This window comes from Sulfitobacter alexandrii, assembly GCF_001886735.1.
GTDB classification, from domain to species: Bacteria; Pseudomonadota; Alphaproteobacteria; order Rhodobacterales; family Rhodobacteraceae; genus Sulfitobacter; species Sulfitobacter alexandrii.
On record NZ_CP018081.1, the window covers coordinates 178,841 to 196,151 of the forward strand.

General features: G+C 61.7%; 20 protein-coding genes. 18 read left to right on the top strand and 2 right to left on the bottom strand.

The window, feature by feature from the left end; genetic code table 11:
• The first annotated feature begins 21 nt into the window (after positions 1-21).
• The 10 genes from BOO69_RS21960 to BOO69_RS22000 all read left to right on the top strand — a co-directional run bounded on the left by BOO69_RS21960 (position 22) and on the right by BOO69_RS22000 (position 10,185).
• Positions 22-852 carry an SDR family NAD(P)-dependent oxidoreductase gene (locus BOO69_RS21960; protein WP_027264429.1) on the top strand — a complete coding sequence of 277 codons (831 nt, stop codon included), beginning with the start codon at positions 22-24 and terminating at the stop codon, positions 850-852.
• A 180-nt stretch (positions 853-1,032) separates the two neighbouring features.
• Positions 1,033-1,662: a TetR/AcrR family transcriptional regulator gene (locus BOO69_RS21965; RefSeq protein ID WP_036051609.1), complete on the top strand. Its 630-nt coding sequence runs from the start codon at positions 1,033-1,035 to the stop codon at positions 1,660-1,662.
• Between the two features lie 4 nt (positions 1,663-1,666).
• Positions 1,667-3,265, top strand: coding sequence for an acyl-CoA carboxylase subunit beta (locus BOO69_RS21970; protein ID WP_027264431.1), 1,599 nt, complete (start codon positions 1,667-1,669; stop codon positions 3,263-3,265).
• A 9-nt stretch (positions 3,266-3,274) separates the two neighbouring features.
• Complete coding sequence (locus BOO69_RS21975; protein WP_009803479.1) at positions 3,275-4,069, top strand: crotonase/enoyl-CoA hydratase family protein; 795 nt, start codon at positions 3,275-3,277, stop codon at positions 4,067-4,069.
• The gene (locus BOO69_RS21980; RefSeq protein ID WP_223228096.1) at positions 4,066-6,069 is read left to right on the top strand and encodes an acetyl/propionyl/methylcrotonyl-CoA carboxylase subunit alpha; all 2,004 of its coding nucleotides are present in this window, start codon (positions 4,066-4,068) and stop codon (positions 6,067-6,069) included. The genes BOO69_RS21975 and BOO69_RS21980 overlap by 4 nt, the downstream gene beginning before the upstream one ends.
• Positions 6,066-7,232, top strand: a complete 1,167-nt coding sequence (locus tag BOO69_RS21985; RefSeq protein WP_027264433.1) for an acyl-CoA dehydrogenase family protein — start codon at positions 6,066-6,068, stop codon at positions 7,230-7,232. Before BOO69_RS21980 ends, BOO69_RS21985 begins: the two co-directional genes overlap by 4 nt.
• A gap of 49 nt (positions 7,233-7,281) precedes the next feature.
• The gene (locus BOO69_RS21990; RefSeq protein WP_027264434.1) at positions 7,282-7,848 is read left to right on the top strand and encodes a biotin transporter BioY; all 567 of its coding nucleotides are present in this window, start codon (positions 7,282-7,284) and stop codon (positions 7,846-7,848) included.
• Between the two features lie 201 nt (positions 7,849-8,049).
• On the top strand, positions 8,050-8,790 hold the full coding sequence (locus tag BOO69_RS21995; RefSeq protein ID WP_081710590.1) for an MBL fold metallo-hydrolase: 741 nt from the start codon (positions 8,050-8,052) through the stop codon (positions 8,788-8,790).
• 286 nt (positions 8,791-9,076) lie between these two features.
• Positions 9,077-9,331, top strand: coding sequence for a hypothetical protein (locus BOO69_RS23145; RefSeq protein WP_141102078.1), 255 nt, complete (start codon positions 9,077-9,079; stop codon positions 9,329-9,331).
• Between the two features lie 107 nt (positions 9,332-9,438).
• Positions 9,439-10,185 (top strand): hypothetical protein, encoded by a 747-nt coding sequence (locus tag BOO69_RS22000; protein ID WP_156875022.1) that lies wholly within the window; start codon positions 9,439-9,441, stop codon positions 10,183-10,185.
• Positions 10,186-10,326: 141 nt separating this feature from the next.
• Here BOO69_RS22000 and BOO69_RS22005 read toward each other — a convergent pair whose 3' ends face one another.
• Both BOO69_RS22005 and BOO69_RS22010 read right to left on the bottom strand, forming a co-directional pair.
• A complete protein-coding gene (locus tag BOO69_RS22005) occupies positions 10,327-10,584 on the bottom strand; it encodes a helix-turn-helix domain-containing protein (protein WP_017467344.1) in 258 nt (85 codons plus the stop codon).
• A gap of 156 nt (positions 10,585-10,740) precedes the next feature.
• Positions 10,741-10,923, bottom strand: coding sequence for a hypothetical protein (locus tag BOO69_RS22010; protein ID WP_418361314.1), 183 nt, complete (start codon positions 10,921-10,923; stop codon positions 10,741-10,743).
• A 282-nt stretch (positions 10,924-11,205) separates the two neighbouring features.
• Here BOO69_RS22010 and BOO69_RS22015 point away from each other — a divergent pair, with 282 nt between their 5' ends.
• The 8 genes from BOO69_RS22015 to BOO69_RS22045 are packed head-to-tail and all read left to right on the top strand — an operon-like array spanning position 11,206 to position 17,304.
• Entirely contained in the window at positions 11,206-11,562 is a 357-nt protein-coding gene (locus tag BOO69_RS22015; protein WP_028093938.1) for a hypothetical protein, read from the top strand.
• 43 nt (positions 11,563-11,605) lie between these two features.
• Positions 11,606-12,226 (top strand): lytic transglycosylase domain-containing protein, encoded by a 621-nt coding sequence (locus tag BOO69_RS22020; RefSeq protein WP_071974361.1) that lies wholly within the window; start codon positions 11,606-11,608, stop codon positions 12,224-12,226.
• Complete coding sequence (locus BOO69_RS22025) at positions 12,223-12,513, top strand: TrbC/VirB2 family type IV secretion system protein (RefSeq protein WP_071974362.1); 291 nt, start codon at positions 12,223-12,225, stop codon at positions 12,511-12,513. Before BOO69_RS22020 ends, BOO69_RS22025 begins: the two co-directional genes overlap by 4 nt.
• Before the next feature lie 12 nt (positions 12,514-12,525).
• On the top strand, positions 12,526-12,804 hold the full coding sequence (locus tag BOO69_RS22030) for a VirB3 family type IV secretion system protein (RefSeq protein WP_027264442.1): 279 nt from the start codon (positions 12,526-12,528) through the stop codon (positions 12,802-12,804).
• On the top strand, positions 12,794-15,169 hold the full coding sequence (locus tag BOO69_RS22035; protein WP_027264443.1) for a VirB4 family type IV secretion/conjugal transfer ATPase: 2,376 nt from the start codon (positions 12,794-12,796) through the stop codon (positions 15,167-15,169). The genes BOO69_RS22030 and BOO69_RS22035 overlap by 11 nt, the downstream gene beginning before the upstream one ends.
• Positions 15,166-15,333, top strand: a complete 168-nt coding sequence (locus tag BOO69_RS23275) for a hypothetical protein (protein ID WP_169730257.1) — start codon at positions 15,166-15,168, stop codon at positions 15,331-15,333. Before BOO69_RS22035 ends, BOO69_RS23275 begins: the two co-directional genes overlap by 4 nt.
• 10 nt (positions 15,334-15,343) lie before the next feature.
• Positions 15,344-16,477: a lytic transglycosylase domain-containing protein gene (locus tag BOO69_RS22040; protein ID WP_394444260.1), complete on the top strand. Its 1,134-nt coding sequence runs from the start codon at positions 15,344-15,346 to the stop codon at positions 16,475-16,477.
• On the top strand, positions 16,477-17,304 hold the full coding sequence (locus BOO69_RS22045) for a type IV secretion system protein (protein ID WP_223228094.1): 828 nt from the start codon (positions 16,477-16,479) through the stop codon (positions 17,302-17,304). Before BOO69_RS22040 ends, BOO69_RS22045 begins: the two co-directional genes overlap by 1 nt.
• The last annotated feature ends 7 nt before the right edge of the window (positions 17,305-17,311 follow it).

Sequence of the window (17,311 nt, forward strand, 5' to 3'; positions counted from 1 at the left end):
CGCCTTTCGGGAGGAATCAATATGACTGGAAAACTCGACGGGCGCGTGGCGCTGGTCTCGGGCTCGGGCCGGGGCATTGGCCGCGAAATCGCTCTCAAACTGGCCTCGGAAGGGGCCCGGCTGGTGATCAACGATCTGGACGCCGATCCGGCCAATGAAACCGCCGAGGCGGTGCGCGCAATGGGTGCTGAGGCCGTGGTCTGTGCCGGCAGCGTTACCGAAGACGGTTTTGCCGAACGGTTCATCAAGACCGGCGTGGACAGCTTTGGCGGGTTAGACATCATCGTGAACAACGCAGGCTACACTTGGGATAGCGTCGTTCAGAAGATGTCCGACGAACAGTGGCAGGCGATCATCGACGTCCACCTGACGGCACCTTTCAAGATCCTGCGCGCTGCCCAGCCGGTGATCAGCGCCAAGGCCAAGGAAGAGGCCGCCGCCGGGCAAGAGGTGTTCCGCAAGGTAGTCAACATCTCGTCCATCGCAGGGACCGGCGGCAATGCTGGCCAGATCAACTATTCCGCCGCCAAGGCCGGTATCCTAGGGGTCACCCGGACGATGGCCAAGGAATGGGGCCGCTACAAGGTCAACGTCAACGCCGTCGCCTTCGGCCCGATCCGCACCCGCCTGACCGAAGGCAGCGCGGATGGCGACAGCACGATCAAGGTCGAAGAAAAAGAGATCAAGGTCGGCGTGAACCCCGATCTCCTGTCCCAGATGGAGCGCATGATCCCGCTGGGCCGGGTCGGCACTCCGGAAGAAGCTGCCGGTGCCGTCTATCTGTTCTGTGCGCCGGAATCGAACTTCATTTCAGGCCAGCACGTCATCTGCGGTGGCGGTTTCGTGATCTAAGGCATTTGCCCGGACCCGATGACGGGGTCCGGGCAAGCACATTAATGTCTGGACGGCCTCTTGGCGGTCGCCAATGCGGAATTTTCCGCAAACTCTAGTCTGGCACGATCACGACGATTGACTCACTTGCGTTGTTAACCTAACAGGCGTTAGTTAGGCGTTGGAGCGATACGAAGGTCTATGGCACAGAACACGGCAATCAAAGCCAACGAGACATCGCGCAGCGCGGTTGGACGGGACGGGGTGCTGGACATTGCCGCGCGGCTTTTCCGCGAACAAGGCTACGGGTCCGTTTCGCTCCGAAAAATTGCCGAGGCCGCCGGGATCAAGGCGGGTAGCATATACTATCATTTCGGTTCCAAGGACGAGATCGTCGCGGCCGTTCTTGATGCAGGGATTCGAGTCGTTCACGCGAGCATGAGAGACGCCATCACCGACCTGCGGGCCGATACCGACGGCGAAACGGTACTGCGCGCCGCGATCCGGGCGCATCTGCGCGCGCTTCTTGATGTGAGCGATTATACATCGGCGAATGTGCGTATTTTCGGGCAGGTGCCGCAATCCGTCCGGGATGCCAACTTGCCCACGCGAAGGGCCTATGAGGCAGAGTGGGACAGTCTTCTGTCCCAGCTTAAGAAAGATGGCACGCTGAAGCAAGACGTCGATATCCGTCGCCTGCGCCTGATGCTGATCGGTACATTGAACGCCACGCTCGATTGGTTCGACCCGGACCGCGGTAGCGCCGATGCGTTGTCACGCACCTATGCCGATGTGTTCCTCAACGGGATACTCCAAAGACAGGATACCTGACTACATGGCACGTCTTGAAACAGCGGTGCTGACCGCATCAGAGACCTACACCCGCAACCACGCCGCACAAAGCGAGCGCGTCGAAACGCTGCGTGCGCGGATCGCCGAAGCAACGGCTGGCGGCCGCCCCGACATGGTCGCGCGGCATCGCAAGCGCGGCAAGCTGCTGGTCCGCGAACGGATCGACCTGCTGGTGGATCCGGGCACTGCATTTCTTGAGTTGTCGTCGCTTGCCGCCTACGGTCAATATGGAGGCGAGGTGCCCGGTGCGGGGATCGTGACCGGTATCGGGATCGTCCACGGGCTGCCCTGCGTTGTGATCGCCAACGATGCGACAGTGAAGGGTGGTTCCTTCTATCACGAAACCGTGCAGAAACACATCCGCGCCCAGGAAATCGCAGCCGAGAACCGGCTGCCCTGCCTCTATCTGGTGGATTGCGGCGGTGCCTATCTGCCAGAGCAGGACAGGGTCTTCCCCGATGCCCGGCATTTCGGCAATTCCTTTTATCGCCAGACCAACATGTCGGCGAGCGGTCTGCCGCAGATCTCGGCGGTCTTTGGAGGCTGCACGGCCGGTGGGGCCTATATCCCGGCCCTGTCGGACGAGGTCATCATGGTGCGCGGCAACGCGCGCATCCATCTGGGCGGGCCGTCGATCGTCAAGGTGGCGATCAACGAAGAGGTCGATGGCGAAACGCTGGGCGGGGCCGAGATGCATTCGCGTGTTTCGGGGGTGTCCGACCATCTGGCCGAGGACGAGTACCACGCATTGGCACTCATGCGCGACATCGTGGCCGAGCTGGGCCAGTCGCGCGCGATGCAGCCCGACAAGGTACCACAGCCGCCCGCGCATGATCCCCAGGAACTGCTTGGCGTCATCAGCGCCGATCGCAAACAGCCCTATGACATGCGCGAGGTTCTGCTGCGCATGATCGACGCCGGCGAATTCCGCGAATTCAAGCCCGGATGGGGTGAGACGCTGGTCTGTGGCACAGCGTGCATCCATGGATACCGGGTTGGCATTCTGGCCAACAACGGTGCGCTTTTGTCCGCAAGTTCGCTGAAGGGCGCGCAATTCGTGTCGATGTGCGATCAACGCAACATCCCGCTTTTGTTCCTGCACAACATCTCGGGCTTCATGGTTGGCACCGACGCTGAACGCGGCGGCATAGCCAAGGACAGCGCCAAGCTGGTCTATGCCATGTCGGTGGCCAAGGTGCCGCGCCTGTCGGTGCTGCTGGGTGGCTCTTACGGGGCGGGCAACTACGGCATGTGCGGACGTGGCTTCGCCCCGAATTTTCTCTTTGCCTGGCCCACTGCGGAACTGGCCACCATGTCTGCCGACATCGCCACAAATGTGATGCTGGAACTGCGCCGCCAGAAAGGGGGCGACCCGGGCAAGATGGAGGCCGACATGAAGCTGATCGAGGAGCAGGTTCGGGCCCAGTACGGTGAACAGTCCGATCCCTATTATGCCACCTCGCGGCTTTGGGATGACGGGCTGATCGAACCCGCGCAAACCCGCGATATCCTTGGCCTGTGCCTGGCCATCGTGACATCGGTGCCCGAAGCCGGTCGCCATACGCCTGTATTCAGAATGTGAGGCTTCAAGTTGACCAATACCTACAACACGATCCTTGTCGAAACCGATGCGCGCGGCGTCGCCACGCTGACGCTCAACCGCCCCGACAAACACAATGCGCTGAATGGCGAATTGATCGCAGAGCTATACGATGCCGCCGAAAAGCTGGCTGCAGATGACGATGTGCGTATTGTGGTCCTGACCGGCGCGGGCAAGAGCTTCTGCGCGGGCGGCGATTTCAACTGGTTCGCCTCTAATGTCGAGAAAACCCGTAGTGAAAGGGTCGCACAAAGCGCCACGCTGGCGCGGCTGTTGCGCCGTCTTGACACGCTGCCCAAACCCTTGATCGGGAGGATCAACGGCCCGGCTTACGGTGGCGGTGTCGGCATGATCTCCGTCTGCGACTACACCATCGGCGCCGAAGGCGCGCGCTTCGGTCTGACCGAGGTCAAACTGGGCCTTCTGCCCGCGAATATATCGCCTTACGTGGTGGCCCGCATCGGCAAGGTGCATTCGCGTGAGACCATGCTGTCGGGGGCGTTGTTCGACACCGCCCGCGCCGAGCGGATCGGTCTGTTGACCGAGGTTGTCGCGCCGGGCGACCTGGACGCCACGGTGAACCGGGTGGTGCATGATCACCTTCAGGCCGCGCCGGGTGCGGTGGCCGATACCAAGGCGCTGATCGCCTATGTCGCGTCCCACGATCTGGAGACCAACATGATCTACACCGCCGACCGGCTGGCCGATGCGTGGGAGACGGAGGAAGGTATCGAAGGCATCAACAGTTTCATCAACAAGGGCGTTCCGTCATGGCGGGTGAAATGAGCTTCACCCGCGTTCTGATCGCCAACCGGGGCGAGATTGCCCGGCGCATCCAGCGCGGGTGCCGCAAACTGGGGCTGGAAAGCGTAGCGGTGTTTTCGGACGCGGACCGCGACGCGCCCTTCGTGGCCGAGGCCGATCATGCCGTCTGCATCGGCGGGGCCGCCCCGTCGGACAGCTATTTGAACGTCGCGGCCATCCTTGAGGCCGCGCGGGCGACGGGCGCGGATGCGGTACACCCGGGCTATGGTTTTCTGTCTGAGAATGCCGGTTTCGCGGCGGCGGTCGAGGCGGCGGGCCTTGTGTTCATCGGGCCGGAACCCGACGCTATCGCGCGGATGGGCTCCAAGATCGAGGCCAAGGCTGCCGCCGAAGCCGCAGGCGTGCCCGTCCTGCCCGGCTATCGCGGCGAGGATCAGTCCGACGCGCGCCTGCTGCAAGAGGCCGAGGCGCTTGGCACCCCCTTTCTGGTCAAGGCCAGCGCCGGCGGCGGCGGACGCGGGATGCGGCTGGTCTCCGATCTGGGCGACGCACCCGACGCGATTGCATCTGCCCGGGCCGAAGCGCAGAGCGCCTTCGACGATCCGGCGGTGTTCCTCGAACGCTATGCACCCCGTGCCCGCCACGTCGAAGTGCAGGTTCTGGGCGACACTCACGGCACCGTGCTGCATCTGGGCGACCGCGATTGTTCGCTGCAACGCAACCACCAAAAGCTGATCGAAGAAGCCCCCGCCGCCGATCTTCCCGAGGCTGTGCGCGACCGCATGCGTGCGGCAGCGGTGCGGTTGGCGCAGGCGATCGGCTATCGCTCCGCCGGGACGGTGGAATACCTCTATGACCCCGGGCGCGGTGAATACTACTTTCTGGAAATGAATACCCGGTTGCAGGTGGAACACCCCGTGACCGAGGCGATCACCGGCATCGATCTGGTCGAATGGCAGTTGCGCATCGCGCGGGGCGAGCCGCTGGCGCTGACGCAAGGCGATGTGCAGTTTGACGGGCACGCCATTGAAATCCGCATCGCCGCCGAAAACCCGGCCGAGAATTTCCGCCCCGAAACGGGCGAGATCAGCCTTTGGGCTCCGCCCGCCGGCGTGCGGCTCGATACCGGGGTCGAGGCAGGCTCGGTCGTCAGCCACCATTACGATTCGATGATTGCCAAGCTGATCGTCCACGCGCCGGACCGGGCCGGTGCGATCCGTCAGGCGGTTGTCGCAATGGATGCCTTTGCAGTCGGTGGCGTCGGTCTGAACCTGGCCTATCAGCGCGCGTTGCTGACACACCCGGATTTTGCGGCGTTCCGGCACCATACCTCGGGCCTGCCCGAGATGTTCCCAGGCGGCTGGAGTGAACCGTCCGCTGATCCCCGGGACATGGCCCTTGCCGCGATGGCGCTGTATCTGCATCTCGCCCCGGCGGGCGCGTCGCCCTGGGAAAGCCTGGGGTCATGGCGGCTCACGGCACCTGCGGGGTGGCCCGGTGCAGCATCCTATTGGGAGACGACCAAAGACGACCCGATCCGCGTAAACGGCTCCGGGTCTGTGTTGACAGCCGTACAGCCGGACGGCCAGACCATCACGGTCGAGAGTGCCGCTTTAACCGAATGCCGTCTGAGCGGACGCATCGACGGGGTTCCGTTTTCGCGCATCACTTACGTCGTGCGCGCGCCGGGTCACTGGCGAGTGCACCTGCAAACCCCTGCCGGAATGACCGCGACAGACCTGCGCACGCTGGAAGACCAGCATCTGCAACGTGCCACCGGTGGATCTGGCGGCGCTGACCTGTTGTCCGCACCCATGCCCGGCGCCGTTGCCGAGGTGCGCGTCGCACTCGGCGACCGCGTCAAAGCCGGTGACACGCTGGTGGTGCTTGAGGCCATGAAGCTGTTGCAAAGCCTGCCCGCGCCGGTCGCGGGCGTGGTGACGGAAATCTATTGTGCACCGGCCGACACGGTTGCCGGGCACGCCCCACTTATCAAACTCGATCCAGAGGAAAACACATGACCAGACAAGACAACATCACCGCGGCCTCCGGCCCGTTCAACGAAGACCTCGAGATGATCCGCGACCAGCTGCGCCGGTTCATCGAAACCGAGGTGACCGCCAAGGCCGAGGCCTGGGAAGAGGAGGGCATGGTGCCCCGCGACGTGCTGCGCCGGATGGGTGATCTCGGCGTTCTGGGGATGCGCTATGACGAACAGTATGGCGGCGCGGGGCTGGACGTGATGTCCAGCGTGGTTTTGGCCGAAGAGGTCGGGCGATCCACCTTCGGCGGATTCTCGGCCACGGTTCTGGTCCACACCGACATGGCGTCGCCGCATCTGGAAAACGCCGGCACGCCCGAACAGAAGGCGCGGTGGATGCCGTCGATCACCTCTGGCGAAATGATCACCGCCGTCGCCGTGACCGAGCCGGGCGCGGGCTCGGACGTGGCCGGCATGCGCACCCGCGCGGTGCGGGACGGGTCGGATTGGGTGCTGAACGGCACCAAGATGTTCATCACCAACGGCGTGCATGGCGATCTCTACTTTGTCGGTGCCAAGACCGATCCCGATGCCAAGGGGTCGCGCGGGATCACCATATTTGCGGTCGAAAAAGGCACGCCGGGCTTTTCGGTCGGACGGGCGTTGAACAAGACCGGCTGGCTGTGCTCGGACACTGCCGAACTGATCTTCGAAGATGTCCGCATCCCGGCCGAAAACGTTCTGGGCGAGGTCAACCGCGGCTTCTATTCGGTAATGAAGAACTTCCAGAACGAACGCATTGTGCTGGGTGCGATGGCATGTGCCGAAGCGCAAACCGCGCTCGACATGACCGTGGATTATGTCAAGCAGCGCAAAGCCTTTGGCGGCGTTCTGTGGGACAAGCAGGCCGTGCGCCAACGGCTGGCCGACTGCCAGACGCGGATCGCGGCAGGACGTCAGCTGGTCTATCACGCCGCCAGTCTGGATGCCGCGGGCGGTGACTGCGTGAAAGAGGTCTCGATGGTCAAAGCCTATTGCGGCGAACTGGTGAACAGCGTACTTTATGACTGCGTCCAGTTTCACGGCGGCATGGGTTATATGCGCGAAACACCGGTGGAACGCATGTCACGCGATGCCCGTGTGCAGGCCATCGGCGGCGGGGCGAGCGAAGTCATGTTGGAAGAAGTCGCCAAGCGCATGTGAGCTTACTATCCAAAAAAAATAACAATCTTCAGAAACAAGGACGAAAAAGATGAATCTGGAAACCACTCAAAGCCAATCAGTCGCAAGACTGACCCGAGAAATCTCGATAATACTCGTCGGCACAATTCTTTTGGCACTATCCGCCAAAATCGTGGTGCCGTTCTACCCGGTTCCCATGTCTACACAAACCCTGGTTGTCTTGGGTCTGGGCCTTTTCCTGGGGCCGGTGCGCAGTAGTCTTGTTGTTGTGGCATACCTTTTTGAAGGTCTGCTTGGCCTGCCGGTCTTCGCAGGCACGCCTCCGGCGCCGGCCGGACTGGCGTATATTGCGGGTCCCACAGGCGGATACCTGGTAGGCTTCGCACTTGCAGCGGCCGCTGCCGGATGGATTGTTCAAGCACTGCAAGGACTTTGGCCTTCATTCAGAGCATCTGTCGCGGTCTTTTTGGGTTCGATAGTCATGTATTGCGCAGGGCTGCTCTGGTTGGGTGGCTTTGTCGGCTATGGCGAAAAGTTGCTGAACGCCGGTCTTTATCCGTTCCTTCTCGGGGATCTGACGAAGGCGACAATTGCTGTAGTTCTGTATACAGCTTACCATAATCGCCGCGCTGTGTGACTGCCAGCCCAAGACCGTATCAGACTGTTTCAGTCTGATACGGTCTTAGTCCAATATAAGTTGAAATGGTCCGATGCCAGATTTGGCAGGCACCGGACGCCAGCCTGAGGTTTCCGGCGCCATGCGAGAGCAATGCGCAAAACTGTGCGAACCAAATTGTTCGCAATCAATGCCTGGTCGCACACAATGAAAAGAAGCAGCATGTTTTTCTCAGAGCCGGAGCCTTGCCGCGCGAAGGGAGTCGAATTGGCCCCTGGAATTCTGAGGATCGTCGCGAACAATCCCGGAAAGATGACCTACCACGGGACAAATAGCTACATCATTGATACGCCTGATGGTCGGTTCATAATCGACCCCGGCCCAGCAGAAGACAGTACACATTTCGGGGCAATCATCGAAAATTTGGGGGCCAAACCATCTGGGATTCTGCTCACACACCACCATTCTGATCATTTTGGAGTCGTCCCAGCCCTGCGAGCACGGACAGACGCACCTGTTTATGCCTCACGGGCATTCCCTGACGATGCATTTCGACCTGACCGGTTTCTGGAGGACGGACAGGTCATTGCCGGTCTTACCGTCCTGCACACACCTGGTCACGCGAGCGACCACCTTTGTTTCGCGAGACCTGACGGAGTGCTCTTCACGGGCGACCACGTTATGAGTTGGAACAGTTCGATCGTCAGCCCCCCTGACGGAAACATGCACGACTACTGCGCGCAGCTACAGCGGCTGATTGAGCGCGACGATAGGATCTACTTTCCGGGGCACGGACCTATACTCCGGGATCCGCAACCTTACGTCAAACGGTTGCTTTCCAACCGCATGCGTCGCGAGGCGGAGATCCTCGCCCACCTCTCAAACACCCCGGATTCGGTCCAGAATATCGCCGCTTCCGTCTACCAGAAAACCGACCCACATATCGCAATGGCCGCAGGATGAAACGTTGCGGCGCATCTGGAGAAGCTGTTGTCTGAGTCGCGGGCGGTACAAGATGGCGGAGTCTGTAAATTAACATAAGAGTTATTATGCGCAACATGAAATTCCCCTATTTTCAATAGGTTTCGCCCTCTACCACCTCCCTGTGGGCGAACCTCTGGCGGCACCGACGCGGTCGGTGTCGCCCCTTTTTAACGAGCCAGGAATAAGTTCAACCGAGATCAGATCACGGGAACGTCCCAGCCGAATAGGACTGAAGAACCGAAGCAGAAAAGGCGGACACGAACCGGTGAGCATCGAAAAGGAAGAAGCGGTTCCGGTCGCGCGGCTTGTTGACGGTCGCAGTGATCGAACCGTTGGTTGGGTCTATCGCTGGAATACGTCAGAACTGTCCATCCTCTGGCTCGATCCCAAACGTACGGCACACCATATCGATCCCCCGTTAAGCCGGAACACGATTGCGAATGCAAAGACTGTCACCACCGATGAGGTTACTGACCTTTTGGAGGAGCTGTCGCTCAGGGGCTCAGCCGATCTGCTTTAGCATCAAGGCGCTCCAAGACAGTTACAAAAATTCGAATTTGACCGCTCGACGATAGTATATTATCGTAATCCTCAGATTCTGCATCACAGTCAATCGAGCTCTTGGATATGCGCAATTTCCTTCGTAATTTTTTTCTCGCTGTCGTCGCGGGAACGGCCTCGCTGAGCGGAGGTGGAAACAGCGCGTCGGCGCAGACCTACCCGATCGATTGCGCCATCCTGCTCTGCCTCTCCGGCGGCTGGCCGGCATCAGAGCCCTGTTCGCGGGCACGTGCAGAGTTCATACGACGGATCACGCCATGGCCTGTCGAGCCTCCCCTCCAGATCTGGCGTTGCCCCATGGGGGCCTCCTTCGAACCTGTAGACGACCCCGGTCGCACTCGGCGTGTCTTTGACATCCTCTTCTCCAACGCTTCTCACCTGCCCCAGAGCCTCGCAGAATCTGATCCCGAGAACGCTGGCGCCCTCTTGCCAGCCGTCCTGCGGTCGAAAGGTGTCGACCCCCTACCCCAACCTGACGGGTTCGCATTACATTTGATCCAGAACCGCGCCGATATCGACATCAGTGGGCCGGAATTCAATTTCGTCCGCTCTATCCGTGTCTTCGATGTTCGGTATGCGCGCCAACACGAATCCCGCGACAGCGATTGCAGCCGTTTCGAAACAGTCCTTCTCGGTTCCTATGGAATCCAGGGCGATTTTTACTGGTCTCGTTCGTCCGTCGCCGCGTTGCCCGAGGCGCATGTCGGCTTGGAACGTTGGGGCGATCATTGTCCCTCCATCTATCACCGCTCGGTCTTCGTCGACTGGCGAGACTACGAGGGCAATTACGGGTTCGAGCAGGTGAACTACTAAGACGTTTTTCTCTCCACCAAACCTGTATTAGAGACAGTGCAGCGCAGCGCCCCATAACAATCCATTGTTATCATTTCTCTTCCGCCCCACCGGGACTCGATCTCGTCATACCATCCGAGAAGACGAGCCCATCACCTCGCCCTAAATACGGTGATCGAGTTCTGTCGCCGCCTCGGCCGCTGCCAGTAGCATAACCGCATCGATCTGCAGAGCACGCGCGAGCACGATCAACTCAACTACGTCGACCCTGCGCTCTCCGCTCTCGAGACGGGCGACGAAGGACTGGTGGCATCTGAGACGCAAAGCGAGCTCGGCCTGCGTTAACCCAGCCGCCTTCCGCGCCGCAATCAAAGCGTCGCGGAGTGCCTCATGTCCCGAACTCCTGATCGTTTTCGCCACGTGTCACAAACCTCTTGTGACAGGGCTAATCTACTTTATAGATTATCTAAAAAGTGGATAATGGGCGTTTAGGTGATGATAGAGACTCCGAATTGCACGCCGCCGATACGGCCGGATGTCACTAGGCGGCGACCCTTTGGAAAGGTCGCGGTCACATCACTCGTCCACCAGCTCCAGGAAGCGACCGTAGTCCTGGCTCACCTCGCGCGCCTCTTCGAACGCACGGGCGCGCTCCTCCTCCAAGCACCGAAAGTAGCTCTGGATGTCCCGGATGTAGAGTTCAAAGTCGCTGCGGATGAGATCTGCATAGTCCCGCGCGGCCTCGGAATCGCTCGGCACGAAGGGCCTGGGCGGCGGCAAACAGGACGCGGCGAAGGCGTGGCCCGGCAGGCACGTGACCAGAAGTATAGCTTGTGCCACGGTCGATGCGCACAACCTGAGGGCGTCCAACCCCCTTATTTTCTTGATCAAATGCATGGGAACCGTCTATTCGTTAGTTGAGCAAGAATCCGCTTGTCGCATCAAAAGTTTATCTTGTGCGTCAATACTATATGATCGTATGACTTGGTTTCAACACCTGAAACCTGGTCATTCGCCCTATTGGAGAACGTGATCCGGGTGATGGACCTAGAAAAAGAAGCCCCGAATGTGGTCACCGAACCCAGATTCCGCGATCTGGTCGCCAGCGGCTATCGCGTCGAAGTTGTCTGCAAAGAGGACGCCTTCAAGAAAGGCCCCAACTGGCATGGGGTCTGGATCATGCGCGCTGTCAGCGACGATGGGATCGAGAAACTTCTGGTCACGGCCCGGACCCGAACCTCGCGCAACGACATCAAGATCCGCGAGATCAAGACCGTCACCGGGGTCATCTCCTTCCTGCAAGGGATCGGTTTCTCGCACGCCGACGTGCCTCTGGAAGAGGGCAAGCGGACGGTTCACAAACTCTCCAGCGAAGAGATGGCTGCCAGCCGGGCTTAGCGCCCTTTTCCTTTCCTACCTGGGCCTCCCGGCATCGGCAGACATGGTCCTGGTGATGGCGGGGGACGGTTCTCTTTCGCCGTCGCGCGCCCAGGAGCGGTTCGCGCGCAACTACAATGACGGGGTTGGCGTTGGCTCGACCTCAGAAGGGTTGCGCATCTTGGGCGAGGAGCGCCGCACTGAGCGACGTGAAGGGGTGCGCGTCGCGGCGATGATCCCTCGCGCGCTCACACCACGCCCGGATATCCTCGCCGCGATCGAGGAGACCGGACTGCGCTATGCGAGCCACCCTGGGCTCCGTGCAGCCGATATCACCGTCACGGACTGGCTCCACCTCTATCGCGCCAATATCGAGATCGAGAGTGCGTACAATCCGCACGCCGTCTCCCATGTCGGGGCGGTCGGGCTCGGGCAGTTGATGCCCGATACAGCCCGCGCTCTTGCCGTCGACCCCCATGATTGGAAACAGAACCTCGACGGCTCCGCGCGTTACCTCGCCCTGATGTTGGCCGAGTTTGGCGACGCGCGCCTCGCGCTCGCCGCCTACAATGCCGGACCCGACGCCGTGCGCGAGCATTCCGGCATTCCACCGTTTCGAGAAACCCAAAACCACGTCCAGCGGGTGCTGGCCGTCTTCAACCGGCTGGAAGGAGCGTCCCCATGAAGCCATTGACGAACCCCCTGATCACCCTTGCCGCTCTCCTCATCGTTGCGGCAGAACCGGCCCTGGCCCAGAGCATCGACCTCTCACCGATTCAGAGCTTATTACAGGGCATCGTGGACGCGCTGACCGGACCGCTTGGCGTCGTCATCGCCACCCTCGCGGTCCTCGGAGTGTTCCTCAGCTGGTTCTTCAACATCATCGATCTGCGCCAAGCCCTCTGGGTGCTGGTGGGAATCGCGGGTGTTGCGGCCGCGCCGACCATCGTTGCCGCCGTCTTCGGGTCGTGAGAGGAGGCGAACGTGGCCGAACGATCGCCGCTCTTCCTGGGCCTTGTCCGCCCGCCAAAACTCCTTGGCCTGCCGATCATGTATGCCATGGTCTGGCTCTTCGGCTCGGTGCTACTCTTCGTCTGGGTTCAGCACATGGTGGTGCTGGCGGTGGCGGCAGTGCTCTATCCGGTCCTCTGGAAGGCGGCGGATTGGGATCCACGCTTCATCGACGTGATGATGACCGCGCTTCAGGAAACCCCGCCGACACGGAACCGCTCCATCCACGGGGGCGACAGCTATGCGCCATAGTGAAGCCCTGCACGAGACCGTGGACGAGCGCACCCTCATGCCGGACTGGTATGCCCGCGAGAAACGCCTCGCGCACATGCTGCCCTATGTCAGCCTCGTCGATGATCAGACAGTCCGCACCCGGGTCAACGAACTCTTCCAATGCATCCGCCTGAGCGGGGTGAACAGCTACACCACGGACGACGCCTATCTCGACAAGGTGACGGCGCTCTTTGCCCGGATCATCGCGCAGCTGGGCCCCGAGTTCAGCTACTACGTGCACAAGGTCTCGAAGTCGATCACGCCGGACCTGCTCCCGGTCAAGGGGGACGGCTTCGCTCACGCCGTGGATGATGCCTGGCGCGCAAAGCTGGCCTCGGCAGGTCTCCGGGACAAGACCCTCACACTCACCATCATCCACCGCCCGCCGCCCAGGAGTTTTCTTGGCTTCGTGAACCGTTCCGCACCGGAGCGGTTCAAGGAGGAGACCGCGAAACGGGTCCGGCGGCTCAAAGAGGCAGTCGGGGTTTTCACCTCCGGCCTGGCGGAACTCAAGCCCCGCATCCTTTCAGCAGACTCTGGCGAGTTGGTCGGGTTCCTCGGCGCGCTCAACACCGGCCGCGAACTGCCGCTCTATCCGGCAAACCGCTACGGGTTTCTCGCCTACAATGTTGCCAATACCCGGGTCACGTTTCTGGAGGATCACTTCGAGCTATCCGATGGCGTCGTCGGTCATCGCTACGGCAAGAGCTTCACCATCGGCGAATATGCCGAAGGCACCACTTGCACCATGTTCGACATGTTGAACCTGCCGGTCGACATGATCGTCACCCATTCCTTCACACCGATCAATTCGAACCTGATGGCGGGCCGGATCAAGCGGCAGAAACGCCAGATGCAAGCCTCGCAGGATGCCGCGCTCTCGCTCCTCGAAGCGCTCGACATCGCGCACGATGATCTCGAAGCCAAACGCCAGAGCTTCGGCGAACACCACATGGTCGTGACCGTCTTTTGTGACAGTCTCGACGAGTTGCAAACCCTCGGGGCCGAGATCGTCAACGCCGCGGCCGCCGAAGGCGTGAAGATGATCGGCGAGCGGATGGCCGCGAAATCTCACTACTTCAGCCAGCATCCGGGCAACCAGCCAAAACGGGTCCGCGCCAGTGCCGTCACCAACCGCAACTTTGCGGACTTCGCAGCACTTCACCGGACGCAACTCGGCAAGGAAAAACACCAGCTTCCCTGGGGCCAGGAGATTACACTCTTCCCGACCCCGGAGCAGAGCGCCTACCGGTTCTCCTACCACGAGCAGGGCAGCCCCGAGACGGAGCCCACCAGCGGCCACACCCTCATTCTAGGCCGCCCCGGTTCCGGCAAGTCCGTCCTCTCGGCCTTCCTCATGACGCAAGCCCGGCGGGTCGGCGCGCGCATCTTCGTTTTCGACTACCGGCTCGGGATGGAAATGGCCGTCCGCGCCAATGGCGGGCGCTACGCCTCGATCAAGGCGGGACAGGCGACCGGCCTCAACCCGCTCTGGACCGAGATCGATGAGCGCGGCACGGCCTGGCTTTCGGATTGGCTCGCCTCCTTGCTCTACCGCTCCGACAAGCCCCTGACCCCGGCGCAAACGAACCGCATCCAGGAGGTGGTCCGCCAGAACGCCACAGCCACCAACCCGGCCTTGCGGAACTGGAAGGACTTCGCCTCGCTCTTTGTCTCGACCGACGACAATGGCGATCTTCACCAGCGGCTTCTCGAATGGACCGAGGATGGGCGATACGGCTGGATTTTCGGCCAAAGCCTGGAGGACACTTTCTCGCTTGATGGCGACGTCGTGGGGTTCGACCTGACCGGCATTCTCGACAGCGAAAGCGAGAAGGAGCGCATGGCGGTGCTCTCCTATCTTTTCCGCCGGATTGAGCGAGAGATCGAGGACCGGCGTCCCACCATCATCGTGATCGACGAGGCATGGAAGGCGCTCGACAACCCATACTTTGCCGAACGGCTCTCGAACTGGCTGGTGACCGCCCGGAAACAGAACACGGTCGCGGTGATGATGACGCAATATGCGAGCCAGCTCGAACGCACGCGGACCGGCAAGACCATCGTCGAGGCGGTGCCAACCCAGATCCTGCTCCCCAACATCCGGGCGCACGCCTCGGATTACGCGATGCTGAACCTCTTCGAGAAGGAACTCGACGTGCTCCTGAACACCGGCAGCGACAGCCGCCTCGCGCTCATCCGTGACGACGGTGGCTCGGTGGTGGTCGATGCCGACCTCTCCGCCCTCGGCCCCCTCCTCACCATCCTCGGCGGCATGGAAAAGGGCGAGGCCCTCGTCGGCCCCGACTACCGCGACCGTCCTGATTTCTGGAGGCTCTCATGATCCGACCCCTTATCCTCCTCGCCGCGCTCGGCGTTCTCTCTTCCTGCGCCGAATATCGCGAACCCAAGGCCAACTGTTTCGCCTTCCGCGCCTCGCTCTACCGCGCCGAGCCGGATTGCATCTTCACACCCATCGGAAACGCGGAAGACGGCGTTGAGGTCTAGGGTCGCACATATTCTCCTGGCGGCTCTCCTGTCGGCAGCCGCGCTCGCCCAGGGCGTTCCCACCAACGATTCCGGGCTGACGGCCCGCGATATCGTCGAGACGGGCGACCGGGACGCCGACCTCGCCGTCCAGCGTGAGAAACTCATCGTCGAAGAGTTGCTGACCGAGATCGAACGGGAACAGCTCGCCACGCTGCGCGCCATCCTCGACGCGCAGACGAGCTTCGGTGGCCAGGGGCTGCCGGGCATGGTCGCAGACCTCGAGGGTGGCGGCAGCGATCCGGACCGGTCCGCGGAGGCGGTCTATGGCTCCGGCGATGTCGATCCCAATCCGGGCGGCGCGGGTATGTTCGGGGATGCGGCCGAAAACATCGAGCAGCTGATCATCCGGGTCGCCCAGGAGACCCACGGGCAACCCGGGGTCGGGCGGGCCGGTCTTTCCGTCGTGCAATGGCGCGCCCTCCTGCAGGCGCTCATCTGGCAGGAAAGCCGGTTCTCCATCGGCGCACGCTCGCCTGTGGGCGCCTTCGGCCTCACCCAGATCATGCCGGGCACCGCGAGCGATCTCGGTATCAACCCGGAATACTATGAAAGCCCCTACCTGCAGGTGACAGGCGGCGCGCGCTACCTCGCGGCGCAGCTCGCCACCTTTGACGGCAACATCGTCAACGCGCTCGCGGCCTATAACGCCGGTCCGGGCCGGGTGTTCGAATATGGCGGCGTACCGCCCTTCAAGGAGACCCGGCACTACGTCAGGGTCATCCCCGAACGCTACAATCTCTACCTCGCGCGGATCGGTGGCATCGAGGCGCTCGGCACGATCGACCCTGCGCTTCTCGCCAATGCCCATCTCTCGCTCAGCGGATTCGGGGCCGCCTTTTACGGCAGCAATTCCCCCACCGCCATCCGGCAAGCCGCCTTGCGCGTCCAGGACATCGTCACCCGGATCGGCGGCACCGAGGACCTCCAGGAGAGCATGGCGCTCAATACCTATGCCCGCGCCGAACTAGTCCGGCTGATGGCCGCACGCATTCGCCTGAAAGCCGCACGGACCCGGCCGCTCAGTGCCGCGCAACTGGCCCAGGCCGCGGCCCGCATGGTCGAGAACGAATTCATGGAGTTCACATTGGAGGATCTGGATTGATGCCCCGCAGAATGTTCATTTCAGCACCACTTCGCACGTTGACCCTGGCCAGCGTCTTGGCGCTTTGCTCGCCTTTCGTGACCAATCCCCCCGTCCTGGCCCAGGGCGTGCCGGTCGTGGACACCCAGAACATCGCCCAAAACATCCAGCAGCTCCGGCAGATGATCGAGGACGAGATCCTGCAAAACGAGCAACTCGTGCAGCTCCGCGAACAGCTTGCCACGCTTACGGAGCAGCTCGCCGAGCTACAACGAACGTATGAGGCGCTGACCCGTCTGGCAGAGCTGCCCGAGATCATCCGGACACAGATGGAGGACGAATTGAACGGTCTCCTGGACCAGGAGTTCGGCGATATCATCGCCACCATTGAGGCGATCAAGACGGGGGATTTCTCCGGGCTCACCGGATCCGGTGCCAGCGAGATCGAAACCCAGATGGACCGGGTGCTGGCCGATCTCGGCTTCGACGAGGACACGCTCTCGGAAATGGCGCGCAGCGGCAATCCCGGGGCCGAGCGCGTGGCGACACAGGCCACGACCGGCGCGCTGGTCTCGGCCGCCGCCCAGAACAGCTACGAGGATGCCGGGCAATCGCTCGAACGTGTCGACCGGCTCGTCGGGCTTATCGATGACATGGATGAGCTCAAGGAGAGCGTCGATCTCAACACGCGGGTGACGGCAGAGCTCGCCATCGCGCTCGTCGCCATGTGGCAGCTCGAAGCGATCCAGACCGTAGGAGATGGCACCGGCGGCGTGATCGATGCCGCCACCATCGCCGAAGAACAACGCTTCATGGAGTTCACACTCCCGGAACTGAATGCGGATTGAGGACTGA

Bases quoted from the DNA above. Each gene is read 5' to 3' on its own strand.
- BOO69_RS22015 (WP_028093938.1), top strand. From the start codon at position 11,206: ATGGACCTAGAAAAAGAAGCCCCGAATGTGGTCACCGAACCCAGATTC.
- BOO69_RS21970 (WP_027264431.1), top strand. From the start codon at position 1,667: ATGGCACGTCTTGAAACAGCGGTGCTGACCGCATCAGAGACCTACACC.
- BOO69_RS21980 (WP_223228096.1), top strand. From the start codon at position 4,066: ATGAGCTTCACCCGCGTTCTGATCGCCAACCGGGGCGAGATTGCCCGG.
- BOO69_RS22020 (WP_071974361.1), top strand. From the start codon at position 11,606: ATGGTCCTGGTGATGGCGGGGGACGGTTCTCTTTCGCCGTCGCGCGCC.
- BOO69_RS22035 (WP_027264443.1), top strand. From the start codon at position 12,794: ATGCGCCATAGTGAAGCCCTGCACGAGACCGTGGACGAGCGCACCCTC.
- BOO69_RS21965 (WP_036051609.1), top strand. From the start codon at position 1,033: ATGGCACAGAACACGGCAATCAAAGCCAACGAGACATCGCGCAGCGCG.
- BOO69_RS22025 (WP_071974362.1), top strand. From the start codon at position 12,223: ATGAAGCCATTGACGAACCCCCTGATCACCCTTGCCGCTCTCCTCATC.
- BOO69_RS22000 (WP_156875022.1), top strand. From the start codon at position 9,439: ATGCGCAATTTCCTTCGTAATTTTTTTCTCGCTGTCGTCGCGGGAACG.
- BOO69_RS21995 (WP_081710590.1), top strand. From the start codon at position 8,050: ATGTTTTTCTCAGAGCCGGAGCCTTGCCGCGCGAAGGGAGTCGAATTG.
- BOO69_RS21985 (WP_027264433.1), top strand. From the start codon at position 6,066: ATGACCAGACAAGACAACATCACCGCGGCCTCCGGCCCGTTCAACGAA.
- BOO69_RS22045 (WP_223228094.1), top strand. From the start codon at position 16,477: ATGCCCCGCAGAATGTTCATTTCAGCACCACTTCGCACGTTGACCCTG.
- BOO69_RS23275 (WP_169730257.1), top strand. From the start codon at position 15,166: ATGATCCGACCCCTTATCCTCCTCGCCGCGCTCGGCGTTCTCTCTTCC.
- BOO69_RS21990 (WP_027264434.1), top strand. From the start codon at position 7,282: ATGAATCTGGAAACCACTCAAAGCCAATCAGTCGCAAGACTGACCCGA.
- BOO69_RS21960 (WP_027264429.1), top strand. From the start codon at position 22: ATGACTGGAAAACTCGACGGGCGCGTGGCGCTGGTCTCGGGCTCGGGC.